The following is a 14,833-nucleotide window of genomic DNA, read 5'->3' as shown; positions in this document are numbered from 1 at the left end:
ATGAGGGGATAAGCGGCGAACATGAGCACTATCGTCGGGACGGTATTCGCCATTGCCGGGCTTCTGGCCCTGATCAGTATCCTGCCTTCCCTGGCGCAGCGGCTTTCCGTTCCCTACAGCGTGGTGCTGGCCCTGGTCGGCATCGCCGTCGGCCTGCTGTCGTCGGCCGCGGGCAGTATCGAGATGGCCGGGCCGGTCGGCGACATGCTGCTGGAGTGGCGGGACTTCACCTCCAGCTCGGTGGTCTTCATCGTCATCTTCCTGCCCATCCTGCTGTTCGAGGCCTCGCTGGGCATCGACGTGCGCGAACTGCTCGACGACCTGTTCCCGGTCCTGCTCCTGGCGATCGTGGCCGTGGTCGCGGCGACCTTCATGGTCGGCTTCGCCCTGTCCTATGCCGGGCCCTACGGCATCGTCGCCTGCCTGCTGCTGGCCTCGATCATCTCGACCACCGACCCCGCCGCCGTGGTCGCCATCTTCCGCGACCTGGGCGCGCCCAAGCGCCTGTGTCTGCTGGTCGAGGGCGAGGCGGTGTTCAACGACGCCGCGGCCATCACCTTGTTCTCCATGCTGATGGGGACGCTCACGCGGGGCGAGGTGCTGGACGGGACCGAGGGCCTGTGGCTGTTCCTGCAGCATTTCGTCATCGGCCTGGGCTGCGGCTTCGGCTTCGGCTTTGTCGCCACCCTGATGGTCCCGCAGCTCAAGGACAATCGCCTGGCCGAACTCACCCTCTCGGTCGGCGGCGCCTATCTCGCCTATATCGTGCCCGAGCAATATCTCCATGCCTCGGGCGTGGTCTCGGTGGTGGTCTTCGCCCTGACCTTCGGCTTCATCGGCCGCCTGCGCATCGCCCCGGAAAACTGGCACCACCTGCACGATACCTGGCGCACCTTGGGCTTCTGGGCCAATTCGCTGATCTTCGTGCTGGCCGCCATGCTGGCGCCCAAAACCCTGGCGACCATGACCTTTGCCGACGTGAAGCTGCTGGCGGTGCTGATCGCGGCGGCGCTGGTCGCCCGGGCCATGGTGATCTTCGGCCTGATGCCGCTGATCTCGGTCGCCGGCCTGGCCGAGAAGGTGGCGGCCACCTTCAAGGCGGTCATCGTCTGGGGCGGCCTGCGTGGCGCCGTCACCCTGGCCCTGGCCCTGGCCGCCACCGAGAACCGCCTGCTCGACCCTGAGATCAAGCGTTTCATCGGCGTCCTCGCCACCACCTTCGTGCTGTGGACCCTGCTGGTGAACGGCCTGACCCTGAAGCCCCTGATCAGGCTGCTGGGCCTCGACCGCATGTCGGCGGGCGATATCGCCACCCGCGACCGGGTCATGGCGCTCAGCCTGACCGCGGTCAAGGGCCATGCCGAGGAAATGGCCCACAACCATCGCATCGACGATGCCGCGGCCAAGGTGGTCACCGGCTACTACGACCGGCGCCTGGCGGAGCTGAACGCGGTCCAGGCGCTCGACCCGGTCCACCCCGATCGTGACGATATCGGTTCCGCCGGCCTGGTCACCCTGGCCCACCGGGAACAGGCGATCTACCTCACCATGTTCAACGACCGGGTCATCGGCCGCGATCTGGTCGCGCCCCTGGTCATCATCGCCGCGCGCCTGACCGATGCCGCCAAGTCGGGCGGGCGGGCGAGCTACCTGGCCGAGGCCGAGCGGGTCTTGAGCTTCCGCCCGTTCTTCCGCATCGCCTTGTTCCTGCAGCGGCGCCTGGGCTGGAACCGGCCGCTGGCCAATGCGCTGGAGGCCCGCTTCGAGCGCCTGCTGATCGCCCAGTCGGCCCAGCGGGAATTGATCGGTTACTTGAGGCGGACCCTGGCCCCGGTGTTCGGCGCGATCGCGGCGACCTCGCTGGAGCAGGTCCTGGACGAGCGGGTGGCCAAGACCGCCGATGCCCTCGACGCCCTGCGCTTGCAATATCCCGACTATGCCCGCGACCTGGAAGCCCGCTATCTCGCCCGCGCGGCGATGGGGCGCGAGGCCGTGGCCTATCGCGACATGCTCAGCGACGGCGTCATCAGCCAGGAAATCTGCGATGCCCTGCTGCGCGAGCTCGACGCCCGGCGTGCCCTGATCAACCGGCCGCCGCGCCTGGACCTGCGTCTCACCAGTGCCGAACTGGTCTCGCGCGTGCCGATTTTCGCCGGGCTGGGCAACAACCGCTGCAATGCCGTGGCCGGCCTGCTGAAGGCCCATCTGGCGGTGCCGGGCGAGCGTATCGTCGCCAAGGGCGAACACGGCGATTCGATGTATTTCGTCTCGTCGGGCGCGGTCGCGGTGGCGGTCGGCTCGACCCCCGTGCGGCTGGGTTCGGGCGCCTTCTTCGGCGAGATGGCGCTGCTCTACGATCGCCCGCGCAATGCCGACGTCACGGCGCTGGGCTATTGCCAGTTGCTGCAACTGTCGAGGCGCGATTTCGAGCGCCTGATGGCAACCGACGAGTCCGTGCGCCGGGCCATTACCGCGGCCGCGGCCGAGCGTTCGGAGGCCGGGCTTCAGCGCGAGATGTCGAGCTTGTCCAGCACGCCGGGGTAATCGGACTTCAGCTTGTTGACGATGCTGGCCCAGCGCAGCACCGGCATCTGGGCGCGCCCCGGCCAGAAGTATTCTTCCTTGGTCACCAGTTGCAGGCGGCGGGCGCAGTGGAACACGCCGAAGGGCGTGTCGATGCCCTTGGGATCGAAGATCACGTTCTCGGGCAGGGCATAGTTGATCGCGCGCGAGACCAGCGTGCTGCACACGCCCGAGCCGAAATAGTCGTCGTCGTTTTCCGCCGACTTGCGCACATATTCGACCACGTTGCCGGCATTGACCTGGCTGTTCAGGGTCTGAAGCAGGATCGGGCGATGCTCGTTCGCCTTCATGTACATGGTGATTTCCTTGGTCGACCAGCCGCTCGTCGCGCTCAGCCAGCCCCCGGTATTCTCGAAGGTATAGACCAGATTGCCCACGGCGACGGCCGAATGGCCGGGGCCTGCGCCATCGAAATTGGTCACGAACGTCATGATCCGCACGTCCAACGCCATTTTATCCCCCTCCGTTGCGTAAACCGCACTCTCACGCTTGGTTGAATGACGCTAGGCCTGCGGCCGCGCCCGAGCAATGCCAAGTCGAGGGGAATGTGACGGTCGGCACAACGCCGCGTGTTACGCGGGGCGAGGCCCGGGCGGCGGCAGGCGCCTAGCGCAGGGGCAGGTCGAGGACAGCTTCGAGTTCGCGCAGGGCCTGGTCGGCGCCGGCGACCTTGATCGTGCGCATGCCCATGGCCTTGGCCGGCTTGAGGTTTACCCCCAAGTCGTCGAGATAGACCGCCCGGGCCGGGTCGAGGTCCAGGATCTCGCAGGCCATTTCGTAGAACCGCGGGTCGGGCTTGCGCACGCCCACCTTGCGGCTTTCGATCACGGTATCGAACTGGGCCAGCACCGCGCCCACCTCCGCCTCGTAGGTGGCACCGGCGCCGCTGTCGTTCACATTGTTGGTCAGGCAGGCGGTCTTGTAGTGCTGCTTGACCCTACGCAGCGCCTCGACCATTTCCGGCCGGATCACGCCGTGGATCACGGCGACCACGTCGCGCCCGCGCAAGGTCACGCCCAGCGCCCGGGCATCGGCGGCGAAGGCCTCGTCAAAACCGGCCAGGTCGATCTCGCTGCGCTCGAAGCGGGCCCAGGCATTGTCGTCGGGGTTGGTGGCGTTGATCCGGCGGATGGTGTCGAGGGGCAGGCCCCGTGCCGCTTCCAGCCGGTTGAAGGCCTCGAAGGGCGAGGACAGGATGACGCCGCCGAAATCCCACAGGACGGCGTCGAAATCGCTGCTCGGCATTATTCGTCCTCGTTGAAGCGATTGGCGATCAACTCCTCGATCGCATCGAGGGCATCGCGCGCTTCGCGTCCCGTGGCCGAGACATCGATCGAGGTGCCGATGGCCGCCGCCAGCATCATCAGCCCCATGATCGAGGTGCCGGTGACCGTGGTGCCGTCCTTGGAGACCCGCACTTCGGCGTCGAACTTGGTGGCGGTGGACACGAACTTGGCCGCCGCCCGGGCATGCAGGCCGCGGCGGTTACAGATTTTCAAGGTCCGGACCGGCTGGTCGCCGCCGCCCGAAATGCCGATTGGGGCCGGGGCAGGATCGTTCATGCCTGCTCACCCGCGAGCAGGGCCGAGGCCACGGAGATGTATTTGCGCCCGGCCTCCTGGGCCGACGACACCGCCTCGGCCAGGGTCTGCTTGCCGCGGACGCTGGCCAGCTTGATCAGCATGGGCAGGTTGACGCCGGCGACGACTTCGATTCCGGGCTTGTCCATCACGGAAATGGCCAGGTTGGACGGCGTGCCGCCGAACATGTCGGTCAGGATGATCACACCCTTGCCCCGGTCGACCGACGCCACGCCGTCGATGATATCGCGCCGCCGCTGCTCCATATCGTCGTCGGCACCGATGCAGATCGCGCGCATGGCTTGTTGGGGACCGACGACATGCTCGGTCGCGGCGATAAACTCTTCGGCCAGGCGACCGTGGGTCACCAGTACAAGGCCGATCATGGCTCCATTCGACAAGACCACCTCAAGCGAACACTGTATCGCGATGTATGACCGTGACGCGATGACCGCCTTCGCGCAAGACCCTGCCGATGCGTTCGGCCATGAACACGGACCGATGGCGCCCGCCGGTGCAGCCAAAAGCGATGGTCAGATACGATTTTCCTTCGCGCCGATAAAGGGGTACGAGGAATCCGAGCAATCCGGTCACACGTTCGTCGAATTCGGCAAAGGCGGGGTCGGCGACGATGTGCGCGGCCACCTGAGCGTCGCGGCCGGTGCCCGGGCGCAGTTCCAGCACCCAGTGCGGATTGGCCAGGAAGCGGACGTCGAGCACAAGGTCGGCCTCGCGCGGCACGCCCTTCTTGAATGAAAACGACATCACGGTGACCGACAGGCCGATATGCTCGTCCAGGGGGAACCTACCGGCGATCAACCGCTTGAGGTCGTTGGTCGAGAGCAGCGTGGTGTCGATGACCTCGTCGGCATCGTCGCGCACGTCGTGCATCAACTGCTGTTCCAGGGCGATGCCGTCGGTGACCGGGCGGCCCTGGGCCATGGGGTGCAGGCGCCGCGTCTCGGTATAGCGCTGGGCCAGCACCACTTCCGAACAGTCGAGGAACAGCACCTGCAGGTCGAGGTCGGGACGGTCGCGCAGGGTGGCGATCCGGCGCAGGAACTGGTCGGTGGCGAAGCCGCGGCTGCGGCTGTCGACATTGATGGCGATGCCCTGGGCGGTCCGGTCCGCCTCGGGCGACAGCACGGCGGTGAGCAGGCTCAGGGGCACATTGTCGATGGTCTCGTAGCCCAGGTCCTCGAGCGCCTTCATGGCCGACGACTTGCCGGCCCCCGACAGGCCGGTGACCAGCACCGCCCGCAGGCGGTCGCTGTCGGGCGGGGTGGTCGAATCGGTTCCTGGGGACATCTCGTTCATTCAAGCACCGTTACCGAGCCATCGAGCAAGCCCAGCGCCAATTCGACCTTGATCGGCGCCGCGGCTTCGAAAGGGTTAAGGTGGATCCGTGACACGGCGATGTCGGCGATCAACGCCTGCTGCGGCAAGGGCATCCGCTCGACCGCCTCGGGCGCCACCAGGTCGACCACCAGCAGCAGCGGCGCCTGGGCCCGGGCCGGCCGGCGCAGGATGCCCAGGCCGCGCACCTCGATCAGGCCGTGCAGGTTGGCGGGCGCGCGGGCGACCAGCCGGCCGTCTTCGACGCTCACCGTGACCTGGTCGTCGGCGACCAGTTCGCCGCCCCGGTCGATCAGCCGCAGCGCCAGGTCCGACTTGCCGCTGCCCGACGGCCCGCGCAACAGCACGCCGCGATCGGCCAGCGCGACACAGGTGGCGTGCACCAGATGGGAGGAGGCATTCATGGCGCGAAGGTGCGCCCCGGCCCCGGCGCCGTCAATCGACGACCCCGGGAGGTGATCCCTCTCCGCCGCTTGCGGGGGAGAGGGAGGGGCCCGTCGCGTGAGCGACGGGAGGGTGAGGTGGTCGTGGGGCGAGCCTGCGCTCCATGCCGACCACCCTCCTCACCCAACCCTCTCCTCCGAGGAGGAGAGGGCTTTTCAGGATCTAGCGCCGCTTCTCGTCGCCCGGGTCGACCGGTAGGTCCAGGATGAAGCGGGCGCCGCGCCGGTCGGCGTCGGCGGGGCCGCGATTTTCGGCCCGGATGGTGCCGTCATGGGCCTCGACGATCTGGCGCGCGATGGCCAGGCCCAGGCCGGAATGGCTGCCCACCTGCTCGTTGGGGCGCTCGGTATAGAAGCGGTCGAAGATGCGGGTCAGGGCCTCGTCGGGGATGCCCGGCCCGTCGTCGTCGATGGTGACGAGCAGGCGGTCGTCCTGCCGCTTCAAGGCGACGACCACCTGGGCGGTGCCATCCGTTCCCGAGAACGAGATCGCATTGTCGAGCAGGTTGCGGAAGACCCGGCCCAGGCGTTCGGGCGAGCCGCGCACCTCCAGCCCCTCGGCCTCGGGCGCGATGGTCAGGACCAGGGCCGGCCAGCCCGGCCGTTCCAGGTCGCGGTAGGTGTCGATCAGGCCGCTCAGCAATTTGTCGACGGCCACCGGGCGGCGTTCGTCACGCGCCATTTCGGCATCCAGGCGCGAGGCGTCGGAAATCTCCGAGATCAGCTTGTCCAGGCGGCGGACGTCGATTTCGATGATCTCGGCCAGGCGCTGCTTGGCCTGGGGATCCTTGGTCCGGGCCCAGGCCTCGGTCGCGCTGCGAATCGACGACAGCGGATTCTTCAATTCGTGGGCCACGTCGGCGGCGAAGGCCTCGATCGCGTCGATGCGGGCATAAAGCGCGCTGGTCATCGCCTCCAGCGCGACGGAGAGGTCGCCGATCTCGTCCTGGCGGCGGCCGAAGTCGGGGATCTTGACCCGGCGTCCGCGCCCGGCCTTCACCTGTTCGGCCGCTTCCGCCAGGCGGTGCACCGGCTGGGCGATGGTCCGCGCCAGGAAGAACGACAGCAGGATGGTGATCAGCAGGGCGACGCCGAACACTTCCAGGATGGCCAGGCGTTCGGCGCGGATCGCCTGGTCGATATCGCGCGCCTCGACCGACAGCACCAGGGCGCCCAGCACCTTGCGGAAGCGGGTCACCGGAATCGCGACCGAGATATGGGGCGTGCCGTCGATCGTCACCCGCTCGATGGCGCCGGCGCTGCCGGCCAGCGCCGCCGTGGCTTCCGGATAGTCGCGCGCCTGCTGCAGCGGATATTCGACATAGAGCGTGCGCCGCCTGGTGGTGGGCAGCAGCGGTTCGACCAGGTCGTAGAGGAATTCGACCAGGCCGGGGCCGGCATCGGGCGGCGGCAGGTCGATGCGGCGCACCTGGGCATCCAGGCGCAGGTCGTTGGTGTCGGCGACCAGGCGGCCGTCGTTGCTGAACAGGCGCGCCCTTGTATCGATCGGATCGGTCAGCCGGCGCAGCAGGGCGCGGGCCGGCTCCACATCCAGGTCGACCGCCTCGGGCCCGGAGGAGGCCGCCAGGCCCAGGGCGCCGGCCATCAGCTCGCCCTGGGTCAGCAGGGCTTCGGTGCGCTGGGTGACCAGGCTCGAGCGGAACTGGTCGAGATAGAGGATGCCGCCGACGAGCACACCCAAGGCCACGACATTGACCGCCAGGATCCGCCGCGTCAGGGACGAGAAGGGGCCGCGGCCACGCCGGCGCCGCGGGGGGATCGTCACAGGGGCCAAGGGTTCAACCGTTCAGTCAGCTTTCGTCGAACTTGTAGCCGATGCCGTAGAGCGTTTCGATCGAGCCGAAGTCGGCATCGACGCTCTTGAATTTCTTGCGCAGCCGCTTGATGTGGCTGTCGATGGTGCGGTCGTCGACATAGACCTGATCGTCATAGGCCGCGTCCATCAACTGGTCGCGGCTCTTCACATGGCCCGGCCGCTGGGCCAGGGCCTGCAGGATCAGGAATTCGGTGACCGTCAGGGTGACCTGCTGGTCGCCCCAGGTGCAGGCGTGGCGCAGCGGGTCCAGGGTCAGGCGGCCGCGCACCATCAAGGGCTCGGGCCGGGCCTCGTCGCCCTCGGTCACCGCCTCGGCGCGGCGCAGCAGGGCCTTGATCCGTTCGATCAGCAGGCGCTGCGAGAACGGCTTGCGGATGTAGTCGTCCGCGCCCATGCGCAGGCCCAGCACCTCATCCAGCTCGTCGTCCTTCGAGGTCAGGAAGATCACCGGCAGGGACGAGGCCTGGCGCAGGCGGCGCAGCACCTCCATCCCGTCCATGCGCGGCATCTTGATGTCCAGCACGGCCAGGTCGGGGGCCGAGCGGCCGAAGGCGGTCAGCGCCGCCGCCCCGTCGGTGAAGGTTTCCACGGCATAGCCTTCGGCCTCCAGGGCGATGGAGACCGAGGTGAGAATGTTCCGGTCGTCATCGACCAGGGCGATCTTCGGCGGGGCTTTCGTGCTCAAGTCTGCTCCTCCCACGGGCGTGGGACCGTTCCGATGTATGGGTGAGGGCGAATTTTGGCAATGATGGGGCAACAAGGGCCGGTTGCAGGGTCATTTATGTGACGGCCGATACGTTCGGGCGCAGTTTCGACCTTATGTATCAAGCGCACCAGGGGAGATAGGCCGTGATTAGGGGGCGCTAGCAGCGCTCGCATTCCTCGTCAGCGCAGTTGTGAGTCCGGTGGAGGATGGAATTCCATTCAACGACATGGTGAGGCCCAATTTCCATGCAGGGGTCACCCATGACAAACATGCGATAGCAAAATTTAGTAACGCGTCTTGGGGAATTTGGAAATACGTCTCTATATCTAGCAATTCCCCAAATATAAAAAAATTTCTCCCCAGCGTGTATAGCTTTAGCGCTTTCGTTAGAAATGCCAAATTTTATACTCTGCAAATTGAAATTTGGGGCGATAACCATGAAAATTGTTTGGTTAACTTCCGGAAACGTAAAGTTATCGGGCATATCTACTTCAGAGACGTAGGCATAAATTTGCAGCTGAACATCTATAGCTGGCGTATTGCCAGAATTATGCCATGTTTCACGAAACAGCCAGAAATAGCTATTTGTCGATTCATCATAGTGCTGGGTGTGAACCAAGTTCACGGGATGGACGTAAGCTCTCAGCTGTCTATGGCTGCTGTCTCTAGTGATCGCAACTGTTTCGTTTGCGGCTTTAGCCGCTTGCACGCTCGCTCTAGCGGTTATCCACGAGAGAATAAGCGTTACGACAAGGCCACTAACACCAAAGGCCGCTATCAAGGTTTGGCTGTGGGCGGAATCGGCGGCATCGCGAGCGGCTTCCGCAGCCTTCCACTGCGCGCACAAATCGGAATCTTCGCGATCCTTGGGGCGGTCGCAGTCGGCTCTATAACCGGGGGATGCTCGGTTTCTGCCTCGGCGCCGGGGATAAATGGGGTTGGCGATGGTTGTGGCTGACTGCCTTCGGCCTCTTGGTTTGGGGCTGGGCTTTCCGGCTTATTCTCTTCCGCTAGCGCGGCCATAGACCAAAGCGCGATGCCAGCGATCAGGCATCCTCTAAGCGCAGCGTCGCGCAGCCGATTGCGTGTAAACATTGGATCAGAAAAGCCGCCGTAAATCCGCCCCGGCCAATCTTGTTCGCAATGTTGCGCTCTGTCTCGTGGATTCCGAGCGCGGTTGGCTTCTCCGCCAACTCCCGGTAGGACACGTCGCGGCGCTTGAGCTCCGCCTTGGCTTGCTCCGCCCAGTCCGTTTCGTTGTCCGTTGCCGCATGAGAAACCGGTGGCCCTTTCAAACGGCCCGCCTCGCAGGCTTGGAAAGGCTGCCGGCGGCACAGCGACTCATAACCGATTGAAATCAATTGACTTTTATTAAGTGCTTGATTCTTATTGCAGAATCGCCATATTGCGGCAATGCAGCCGATCAGATTTAAATTCTCTCCGGAGAAAGCCAAGGCGGCCATCCAATGGATGATTGCCCAGCAGCCGGGCATCGATTTGCATGCAATGCTGAAGGCTTGCTACTTTGCCGATAAGCATCACCTCAACAAATATCACCGCCCGGTCTTTGGCGCGACCTATCGCGCCATGAGGTTCGGCCCCGTTCCCGTCGAGATTTACGAGATGGCGAAGGGCGAAGCCCTCTGGCTGGCTGAATTGGGCGATGACCGGTTTCCATGGAAACTCGAGGGGTATCGTCTGCAAGGCAATGGCGCGAATGCCGACCTTGACCACGATGTTTTTTCGGATTCGGATTTCGAGTCCTTAAAGCACGGCTTTGGCATTTCTTCTCACATGACGTTCAACGCGCGCACGTCTGCGACGCATGGGGCTGACTGGCAAGCCGCCAAGCTGGGAACCATGCGCTACGAGGACATGATCGACGATTCCCCCAGGAAGGCTGAAATCGTTGCGGACCTCCGGCAGAATGCCGCCCACATCCGGCTGTGACGTGCCTTGGTCCGTGCCCTTGAAGTCATCTGGATCTATGACGAGAAAATAGATCCGGCCAACTGGAAGATGGCGATATGCGTCGAGCCATCCCTTGGGATCTACCTGCGCATCAACTCGGACGGTTGGCGCGATGGCTCCATACCGATCCTGCAAGCGGATTACCCTTCTTTCCTGAAGCATGACAGTTTCATCGAATGCGGACAGCCATTCGAGTTGGATGATTACGTCATCGAGCATGGATTGGCGGCGCAAGGCATCTGCGATGCGATCCAAAAGAGCTCGACGATAAGACGCGGTGACAAAGCGGCCATCTACAAGGCTCTTGGCTGCCGGCCTTGATTCATGGCTTTGGACACGCGCTTGGTGAGGGCCTTGCGCCGCGATCACGAATCCCGCGGCCAGGATTAGGTACTGTACTCGATCGCCGGTATTCGATAGGTGTTTTCGCGACCTTGGTCTTTGAGCATCGGATCGCCCTTGACGACGCAGGAAAGCCCGGCGGATAGCGCCCGCGATCTGGTTCGCCGCACGCCGACGGCGGCCCTGGCCGTCACCTTGGGCGACGGCAGCCCCTATGCCTCGCTGGTCCTGGCCGCAACCGACCACGGCGGCCAGCCGCTGCTGTTCATCTCCAGGCTGGCCGAGCATACCCGGGCGCTGGAAGCCGATCCGCGGGCCTCGCTGCTGTTCGACGGCACGGTCGGGCTGGCCGACCGCCTGACCGGCGCCCGGGTCAGCCTGGTCGGCCGGCTGGCGCGCGACGACGACCCTTGGCTCAAGGAGCGTTTCTTCCGCCGCCATCCCGCCGCCGAGATCTATCGCGACTTCGCCGATTTCTCGCTTTGGCGGATGGTGGTCGAGCGGGCCCATCTGGTGGCCGGCTTCGGGCGGATTCATTGGATCGACGGGGGCGCATTTGTCCTCAATGCTGCGCAATATGCTGCATTGCAGGAAGGGGAGGCGGGGGTGGTCGCCCACATGAATGAAGACCACCTCGACGCGATCGCCCTTTATGCCACGCAATTGCTGGGCGAAGCTGACGCGGACTGGCGAATCTCCGGGGTCGATCCGGAGGGGATCGACCTGATCGCGGGCGACCGGCGCAGCCGGCTGCGCTTCCCGAGTCATGTTTCGAGCGTCATGGAAGTGCGGACGCGGCTTGTAGAATTGGTTAAGACAGCGCGTGAACTGCATAAATTGTGACAAATGTCGCCAACTGCGACCATCACGCCTGTTGCGGGAGCTTTTCAGGGCATCTATTTTCGCCGAGTCACGCAACCCAAGTGGGCGTCGGGTGTTTGCTCGTCGTCTTGAACAACCCCGACGCGGGATCATCATCCCGCCCTCTTCTCGCGGAGAAGCACATTGCGCCAGACTGGCACCCATATTTCGCGACATGGCCTCGACCTCCAGGGGATTCGGAACGTCTCCGCCGCCTACTGGAATCTCGATACGCCGGCCCTCTATGAAGAGGCGATCCGCCGCAGCGAGGGGGTCCTTGCGGAAGGCGGTCCTCTGGTCGTCAAGACCGGCCAGCACACCGGCCGTTCGGCCAGCGACAAGTTCACCGTGAAGGACGCCGAGACCGAGAGCGCGATCTGGTGGGGCAAGTCCAACGTCGCCATCACCCCAGAGGCGGCCGCCGGCCTGCGGGCCAAGGTTCGCGCCTATCTCGAGGGCAAGGAAATCTTCGTGCAGGACCTCTACGGCGGCGCCGACCCGGCCAACCGCGTGAAGGTCCGCGTGGTCACCGAATTCGCCTGGCATTCGCTGTTCATCCGCAACCTGCTGGTCCGCCCGGCGGCCGAGGATCTGCCGGACTTCCTGCCCGAATTCACCATCATCGACATGCCCAGCCTGCTGGCCGATCCGGCGGTGGACGGCACCAAGAGCGGCACCTTCATCGTCGTCGACTTCGCGGCCAAGACCATCGTCATCGGCGGCACCTCCTATGCCGGCGAGATCAAGAAGTCGGTCTTCACCATCCTGAACTACCTGCTGCCGGTGAAGGGCGTGATGCCCATGCACTGCTCGATCAACGTCGGCAAGGCCGGCGATTCGGCGGTGTTCTTCGGCCTTTCGGGCACCGGCAAGACCACCCTGTCGGCCGACCCCGAGCGCGAGCTGATCGGCGACGACGAACACGGCTGGTCGGAACACGGCGTGTTCAACTTCGAAGGCGGCTGCTACGCCAAGATGATCCGCCTCTCGCCCACGGCCGAGCCGGAGATCTACTCGACCACCAAGCGTTTCGGCACCGTGCTGGAAAACGTCGTGATCGACCCGGTCACCCGCAAGCTGGACCTGGACGACGCCTCGCTGGCCGAGAATTCGCGCGGCGCCTATCCGCTGGACTTCATCGCCAATGCCTCGGCGACCGGCATTGCCGGCCATCCCAAGAACATCATCATGCTGACGGCCGACGCCTTCGGCGTGCTGCCGCCGATCTCGCGCCTGTCGCCTGAACAGGCGATGTACCACTTCCTGTCGGGCTACACCGCCAAGGTCGCCGGCACCGAGAAGGGCCTGGGCAAGGAGCCGCAGGCGACCTTCTCGACCTGCTTCGGCGCGCCCTTCATGCCTCGTCACCCGACGGTCTACGGCAACATCCTGAAGGACAAGATCGCCCGTCACGGCGCCTCGTGCTGGCTGGTCAACACCGGCTGGACCGGCGGCGAGTACGGCACCGGCAGCCGCATGCCGATCGCCGTCACCCGCGCCCTGCTGCGCGCCGCCCTGGACGGTTCGCTGAACCAGGTGCAGTTCCGCATCGATCCCAACTTCGGCTTCGAGGTGCCCGTGGCCGTTCCCGGCGTGCCGACCGAGATCCTGGACCCGCGCCAGACCTGGGCCGACAAGGCCGCCTACGACGCCAAGGCCAAGCACCTGGTGGGGTTGTTCATCGACAACTTCGCCCAGTTCGAAGCCCATGTGGACGACGCGATCCGCTCGGCAGCTCCCAAGGCCGCCTGAGCCTGGCCGATCTCGCTTTGAGAAAGGGCCGCGGGCAACCGCGGCCCTTTTTCTTGACTTGCCCCACGCTCGGCCTTGACCGTGCATCTTCAGTTGGCCCCGAGCATAGGCCGGGAGACGGCAATGGGGGATGATTTGGCCGAGGCAAGCGTGGTGAGCCCGCTGCGGCAGCAGGTGGCGAGGGCGGCGAGGGTCATCTTTCCGTTCGTGGTACTCGTCGTCCTGGTCGACCAATGGCCTTTCCTGACGAAAACCTTTGACCGCGGCCAAGTGTTTGGCCGGGATGCATATAACCTATGGACCGCCGGCCGGCTGGCGCTGGAAGGCCGTACCGGTGATATCGCCGATTCGGCCGCTTTTGCCCGCGTGCTGGCCGAAGCCCTGGGGCCCGAGAGCAATTCCGCCCTCAGCCTTTTCCTCTATCCGCCGCCGGCACTTCTGTTTGTGGCGCCCTTCGGCTGGCTGCCCTATCCGGTGGTGCTGGCGCTCTGGTCAATTCTCGGTGCTGCCTGCTTCGTGATGGCGGTGGGGTTGCCGCGGCTCGAGCGGCCGCTTGTGGTGCTCGCACTTGTCGCGCCCATGACTCTGGTCAATCTGGTGCTGGGGCAGAACGGCCTTTTCAGCGCCGCCCTGTTCATCGGCGGCCTGCGCCTTGCCGGCAGCAGACCGGTCTTCGCCGGGGTGCTGATCGGGCTCCTGGCCTACAAGCCGATGATGGGATGCCTGCTGCCGCTGGTCTTTGTTGTCCAGCGGCAGTGGCGGGTGGTGCTGACGGCCGGCGCTACGCTTGCCCTGGCCTGCTTTCTGCCCGTGCTGTTCTGGGGCCCCGAGGTTTGGTCGGACTATCTGGAAAAGACGGTGCCCCTGGGCCGTAATTTTCTGGAACATGGCACCGGCATCGGCGGGGCCATGCGCCTGACACCGTTCACGGCGATGCGCCTCCTTGGGGCGGAGGTTGGCGCGAGTTACGGGGTTCAGGCGGCGGTCAGCCTCGTCTCTGTTGGCCTTTGCCTGGTCTACTTGCTGCGCCGAGGGCCGCGGGCAAATTTGGACGGCTTGGATATCCTGGTGTTTTCTGCCGCTACCGCCCTTGTCGTGCCCTATCTCCATTTCTACGATCTTGCGGTCATCACCGGCGGCCTGATCTTGATGTGGCGCGATGATGCCGGGGCTTCCGCCCGCCTGTTGCGCAATGGCGTCGTGCCGTTGTTGTGGTATCTGCCGCTCCTTGGCGTGATGTTGAATCTGGTCGGGCTGCCCCTGGCCCCGGTGGCTCTGATCGCCTGTCTTGCCCTTCTCGTGTTCCAGCCGATGCCGGCCGCCGCGCTTCCGCCATGATCTCGCCCAGCTCTCCGCCGCAATCAGGCTTCAGCATGGGATAGTCCAAGAGGGGGACTTACCC

Annotated in this window: 16 protein-coding genes; 7 read left to right on the top strand and 9 right to left on the bottom strand. The window is 65.0% G+C overall.

Translation table 11 applies throughout. The annotated features are described in order from the left end of the window. Positions 1 to 21: 21 nt before the first annotated feature. Positions 22 to 2,544: a cation:proton antiporter gene (locus tag D3874_RS20640; RefSeq protein WP_119780283.1), complete on the top strand. Its 2,523-nt coding sequence runs from the start codon at positions 22 to 24 to the stop codon at positions 2,542 to 2,544. Here the strand turns inward: D3874_RS20640 and D3874_RS20635 are convergent. The 8 genes from D3874_RS20635 to D3874_RS20600 all read right to left on the bottom strand — a co-directional run bounded on the left by D3874_RS20635 (position 2,505) and on the right by D3874_RS20600 (position 8,484). After that, on the bottom strand, positions 2,505 to 3,014 hold the full coding sequence (locus tag D3874_RS20635) for a hypothetical protein (protein WP_147385754.1): 510 nt from the start codon (positions 3,012 to 3,014) through the stop codon (positions 2,505 to 2,507). The genes D3874_RS20640 and D3874_RS20635 overlap by 40 nt on opposite strands. Positions 3,015 to 3,189: 175 nt before the next feature. Continuing rightward, entirely contained in the window at positions 3,190 to 3,828 is a 639-nt protein-coding gene (locus tag D3874_RS20630; RefSeq protein WP_119780277.1) for an HAD-IA family hydrolase, read from the bottom strand. After that, complete coding sequence (locus D3874_RS20625) at positions 3,828 to 4,145, bottom strand: HPr family phosphocarrier protein (RefSeq protein WP_119780274.1); 318 nt, start codon at positions 4,143 to 4,145, stop codon at positions 3,828 to 3,830. The genes D3874_RS20630 and D3874_RS20625 overlap by 1 nt, the downstream gene beginning before the upstream one ends. After that, positions 4,142 to 4,549 (bottom strand): PTS sugar transporter subunit IIA, encoded by a 408-nt coding sequence (locus D3874_RS20620; protein ID WP_119780272.1) that lies wholly within the window; start codon positions 4,547 to 4,549, stop codon positions 4,142 to 4,144. The genes D3874_RS20625 and D3874_RS20620 overlap by 4 nt, the downstream gene beginning before the upstream one ends. A 22-nt stretch (positions 4,550 to 4,571) precedes the next feature. Next, a complete protein-coding gene (gene rapZ, locus D3874_RS20615; protein ID WP_119782413.1) occupies positions 4,572 to 5,471 on the bottom strand; it encodes an RNase adapter RapZ in 900 nt (299 codons plus the stop codon). Between the two features lie 5 nt (positions 5,472 to 5,476). Next, entirely contained in the window at positions 5,477 to 5,923 is a 447-nt protein-coding gene (locus D3874_RS20610; RefSeq protein ID WP_119780270.1) for an HPr kinase/phosphorylase, read from the bottom strand. 202 nt (positions 5,924 to 6,125) lie between these two features. Continuing rightward, the gene (locus D3874_RS20605; RefSeq protein WP_158596127.1) at positions 6,126 to 7,748 is read right to left on the bottom strand and encodes a sensor histidine kinase; all 1,623 of its coding nucleotides are present in this window, start codon (positions 7,746 to 7,748) and stop codon (positions 6,126 to 6,128) included. Between the two features lie 25 nt (positions 7,749 to 7,773). Beyond that, the gene (locus D3874_RS20600; protein ID WP_119780265.1) at positions 7,774 to 8,484 is read right to left on the bottom strand and encodes a response regulator transcription factor; all 711 of its coding nucleotides are present in this window, start codon (positions 8,482 to 8,484) and stop codon (positions 7,774 to 7,776) included. A 220-nt stretch (positions 8,485 to 8,704) separates the two neighbouring features. On the opposite strand from D3874_RS20600, the gene D3874_RS28110 reads away from it, so the two are divergent. Next, complete coding sequence (locus D3874_RS28110; protein WP_147385753.1) at positions 8,705 to 9,463, top strand: hypothetical protein; 759 nt, start codon at positions 8,705 to 8,707, stop codon at positions 9,461 to 9,463. Positions 9,464 to 9,551: 88 nt separating this feature from the next. On the opposite strand, the gene D3874_RS20595 is transcribed toward D3874_RS28110, so the two are convergent. Further along, on the bottom strand, positions 9,552 to 9,968 hold the full coding sequence (locus tag D3874_RS20595) for a DUF6471 domain-containing protein (protein ID WP_158596126.1): 417 nt from the start codon (positions 9,966 to 9,968) through the stop codon (positions 9,552 to 9,554). Between the two features lie 7 nt (positions 9,969 to 9,975). On the opposite strand from D3874_RS20595, the gene D3874_RS20590 reads away from it, so the two are divergent. The 5 genes from D3874_RS20590 to D3874_RS20570 all read left to right on the top strand — a co-directional run bounded on the left by D3874_RS20590 (position 9,976) and on the right by D3874_RS20570 (position 14,769). After that, positions 9,976 to 10,455: a Panacea domain-containing protein gene (locus D3874_RS20590; RefSeq protein WP_158596125.1), complete on the top strand. Its 480-nt coding sequence runs from the start codon at positions 9,976 to 9,978 to the stop codon at positions 10,453 to 10,455. A 6-nt stretch (positions 10,456 to 10,461) separates the two neighbouring features. Beyond that, positions 10,462 to 10,797 (top strand): hypothetical protein, encoded by a 336-nt coding sequence (locus tag D3874_RS20585; RefSeq protein ID WP_119780259.1) that lies wholly within the window; start codon positions 10,462 to 10,464, stop codon positions 10,795 to 10,797. Between the two features lie 138 nt (positions 10,798 to 10,935). Continuing rightward, the gene (locus D3874_RS20580; RefSeq protein WP_233560073.1) at positions 10,936 to 11,661 is read left to right on the top strand and encodes a HugZ family pyridoxamine 5'-phosphate oxidase; all 726 of its coding nucleotides are present in this window, start codon (positions 10,936 to 10,938) and stop codon (positions 11,659 to 11,661) included. A gap of 162 nt (positions 11,662 to 11,823) precedes the next feature. After that, the gene (locus D3874_RS20575; protein ID WP_119780255.1) at positions 11,824 to 13,431 is read left to right on the top strand and encodes a phosphoenolpyruvate carboxykinase; all 1,608 of its coding nucleotides are present in this window, start codon (positions 11,824 to 11,826) and stop codon (positions 13,429 to 13,431) included. 123 nt (positions 13,432 to 13,554) lie between these two features. Further along, complete coding sequence (locus tag D3874_RS20570) at positions 13,555 to 14,769, top strand: glycosyltransferase family 87 protein (RefSeq protein ID WP_119780253.1); 1,215 nt, start codon at positions 13,555 to 13,557, stop codon at positions 14,767 to 14,769. The last annotated feature ends 64 nt before the right edge of the window (positions 14,770 to 14,833 follow it).

This window comes from Oleomonas cavernae (assembly GCF_003590945.1).
Taxonomy (GTDB): domain Bacteria; phylum Pseudomonadota; class Alphaproteobacteria; order Zavarziniales; family Zavarziniaceae; genus Zavarzinia; species Zavarzinia cavernae.
Note: the sequence above shows the minus strand (reverse complement) of the source record. Positions and strands in the feature narration are given on the sequence as shown.

Excerpts from the sequence above, each read along its gene's own strand:
- D3874_RS20635 (WP_147385754.1), bottom strand. The coding sequence starts at position 3,014 with ATGACGTTCGTGACCAATTTCGATGGCGCAGGCCCCGGCCATTCGGCC.
- D3874_RS20570 (WP_119780253.1), top strand. The coding sequence starts at position 13,555 with ATGGGGGATGATTTGGCCGAGGCAAGCGTGGTGAGCCCGCTGCGGCAG.
- D3874_RS20620 (WP_119780272.1), bottom strand. The coding sequence starts at position 4,549 with ATGATCGGCCTTGTACTGGTGACCCACGGTCGCCTGGCCGAAGAGTTT.
- D3874_RS20625 (WP_119780274.1), bottom strand. The coding sequence starts at position 4,145 with ATGAACGATCCTGCCCCGGCCCCAATCGGCATTTCGGGCGGCGGCGAC.
- rapZ (WP_119782413.1), bottom strand. The coding sequence starts at position 5,471 with ATGTCCCCAGGAACCGATTCGACCACCCCGCCCGACAGCGACCGCCTG.
- D3874_RS20595 (WP_158596126.1), bottom strand. The coding sequence starts at position 9,968 with ATGGCCGCCTTGGCTTTCTCCGGAGAGAATTTAAATCTGATCGGCTGC.
- D3874_RS20630 (WP_119780277.1), bottom strand. The coding sequence starts at position 3,828 with ATGCCGAGCAGCGATTTCGACGCCGTCCTGTGGGATTTCGGCGGCGTC.
- D3874_RS20590 (WP_158596125.1), top strand. The coding sequence starts at position 9,976 with ATGATTGCCCAGCAGCCGGGCATCGATTTGCATGCAATGCTGAAGGCT.
- D3874_RS20610 (WP_119780270.1), bottom strand. The coding sequence starts at position 5,923 with ATGAATGCCTCCTCCCATCTGGTGCACGCCACCTGTGTCGCGCTGGCC.
- D3874_RS20640 (WP_119780283.1), top strand. The coding sequence starts at position 22 with ATGAGCACTATCGTCGGGACGGTATTCGCCATTGCCGGGCTTCTGGCC.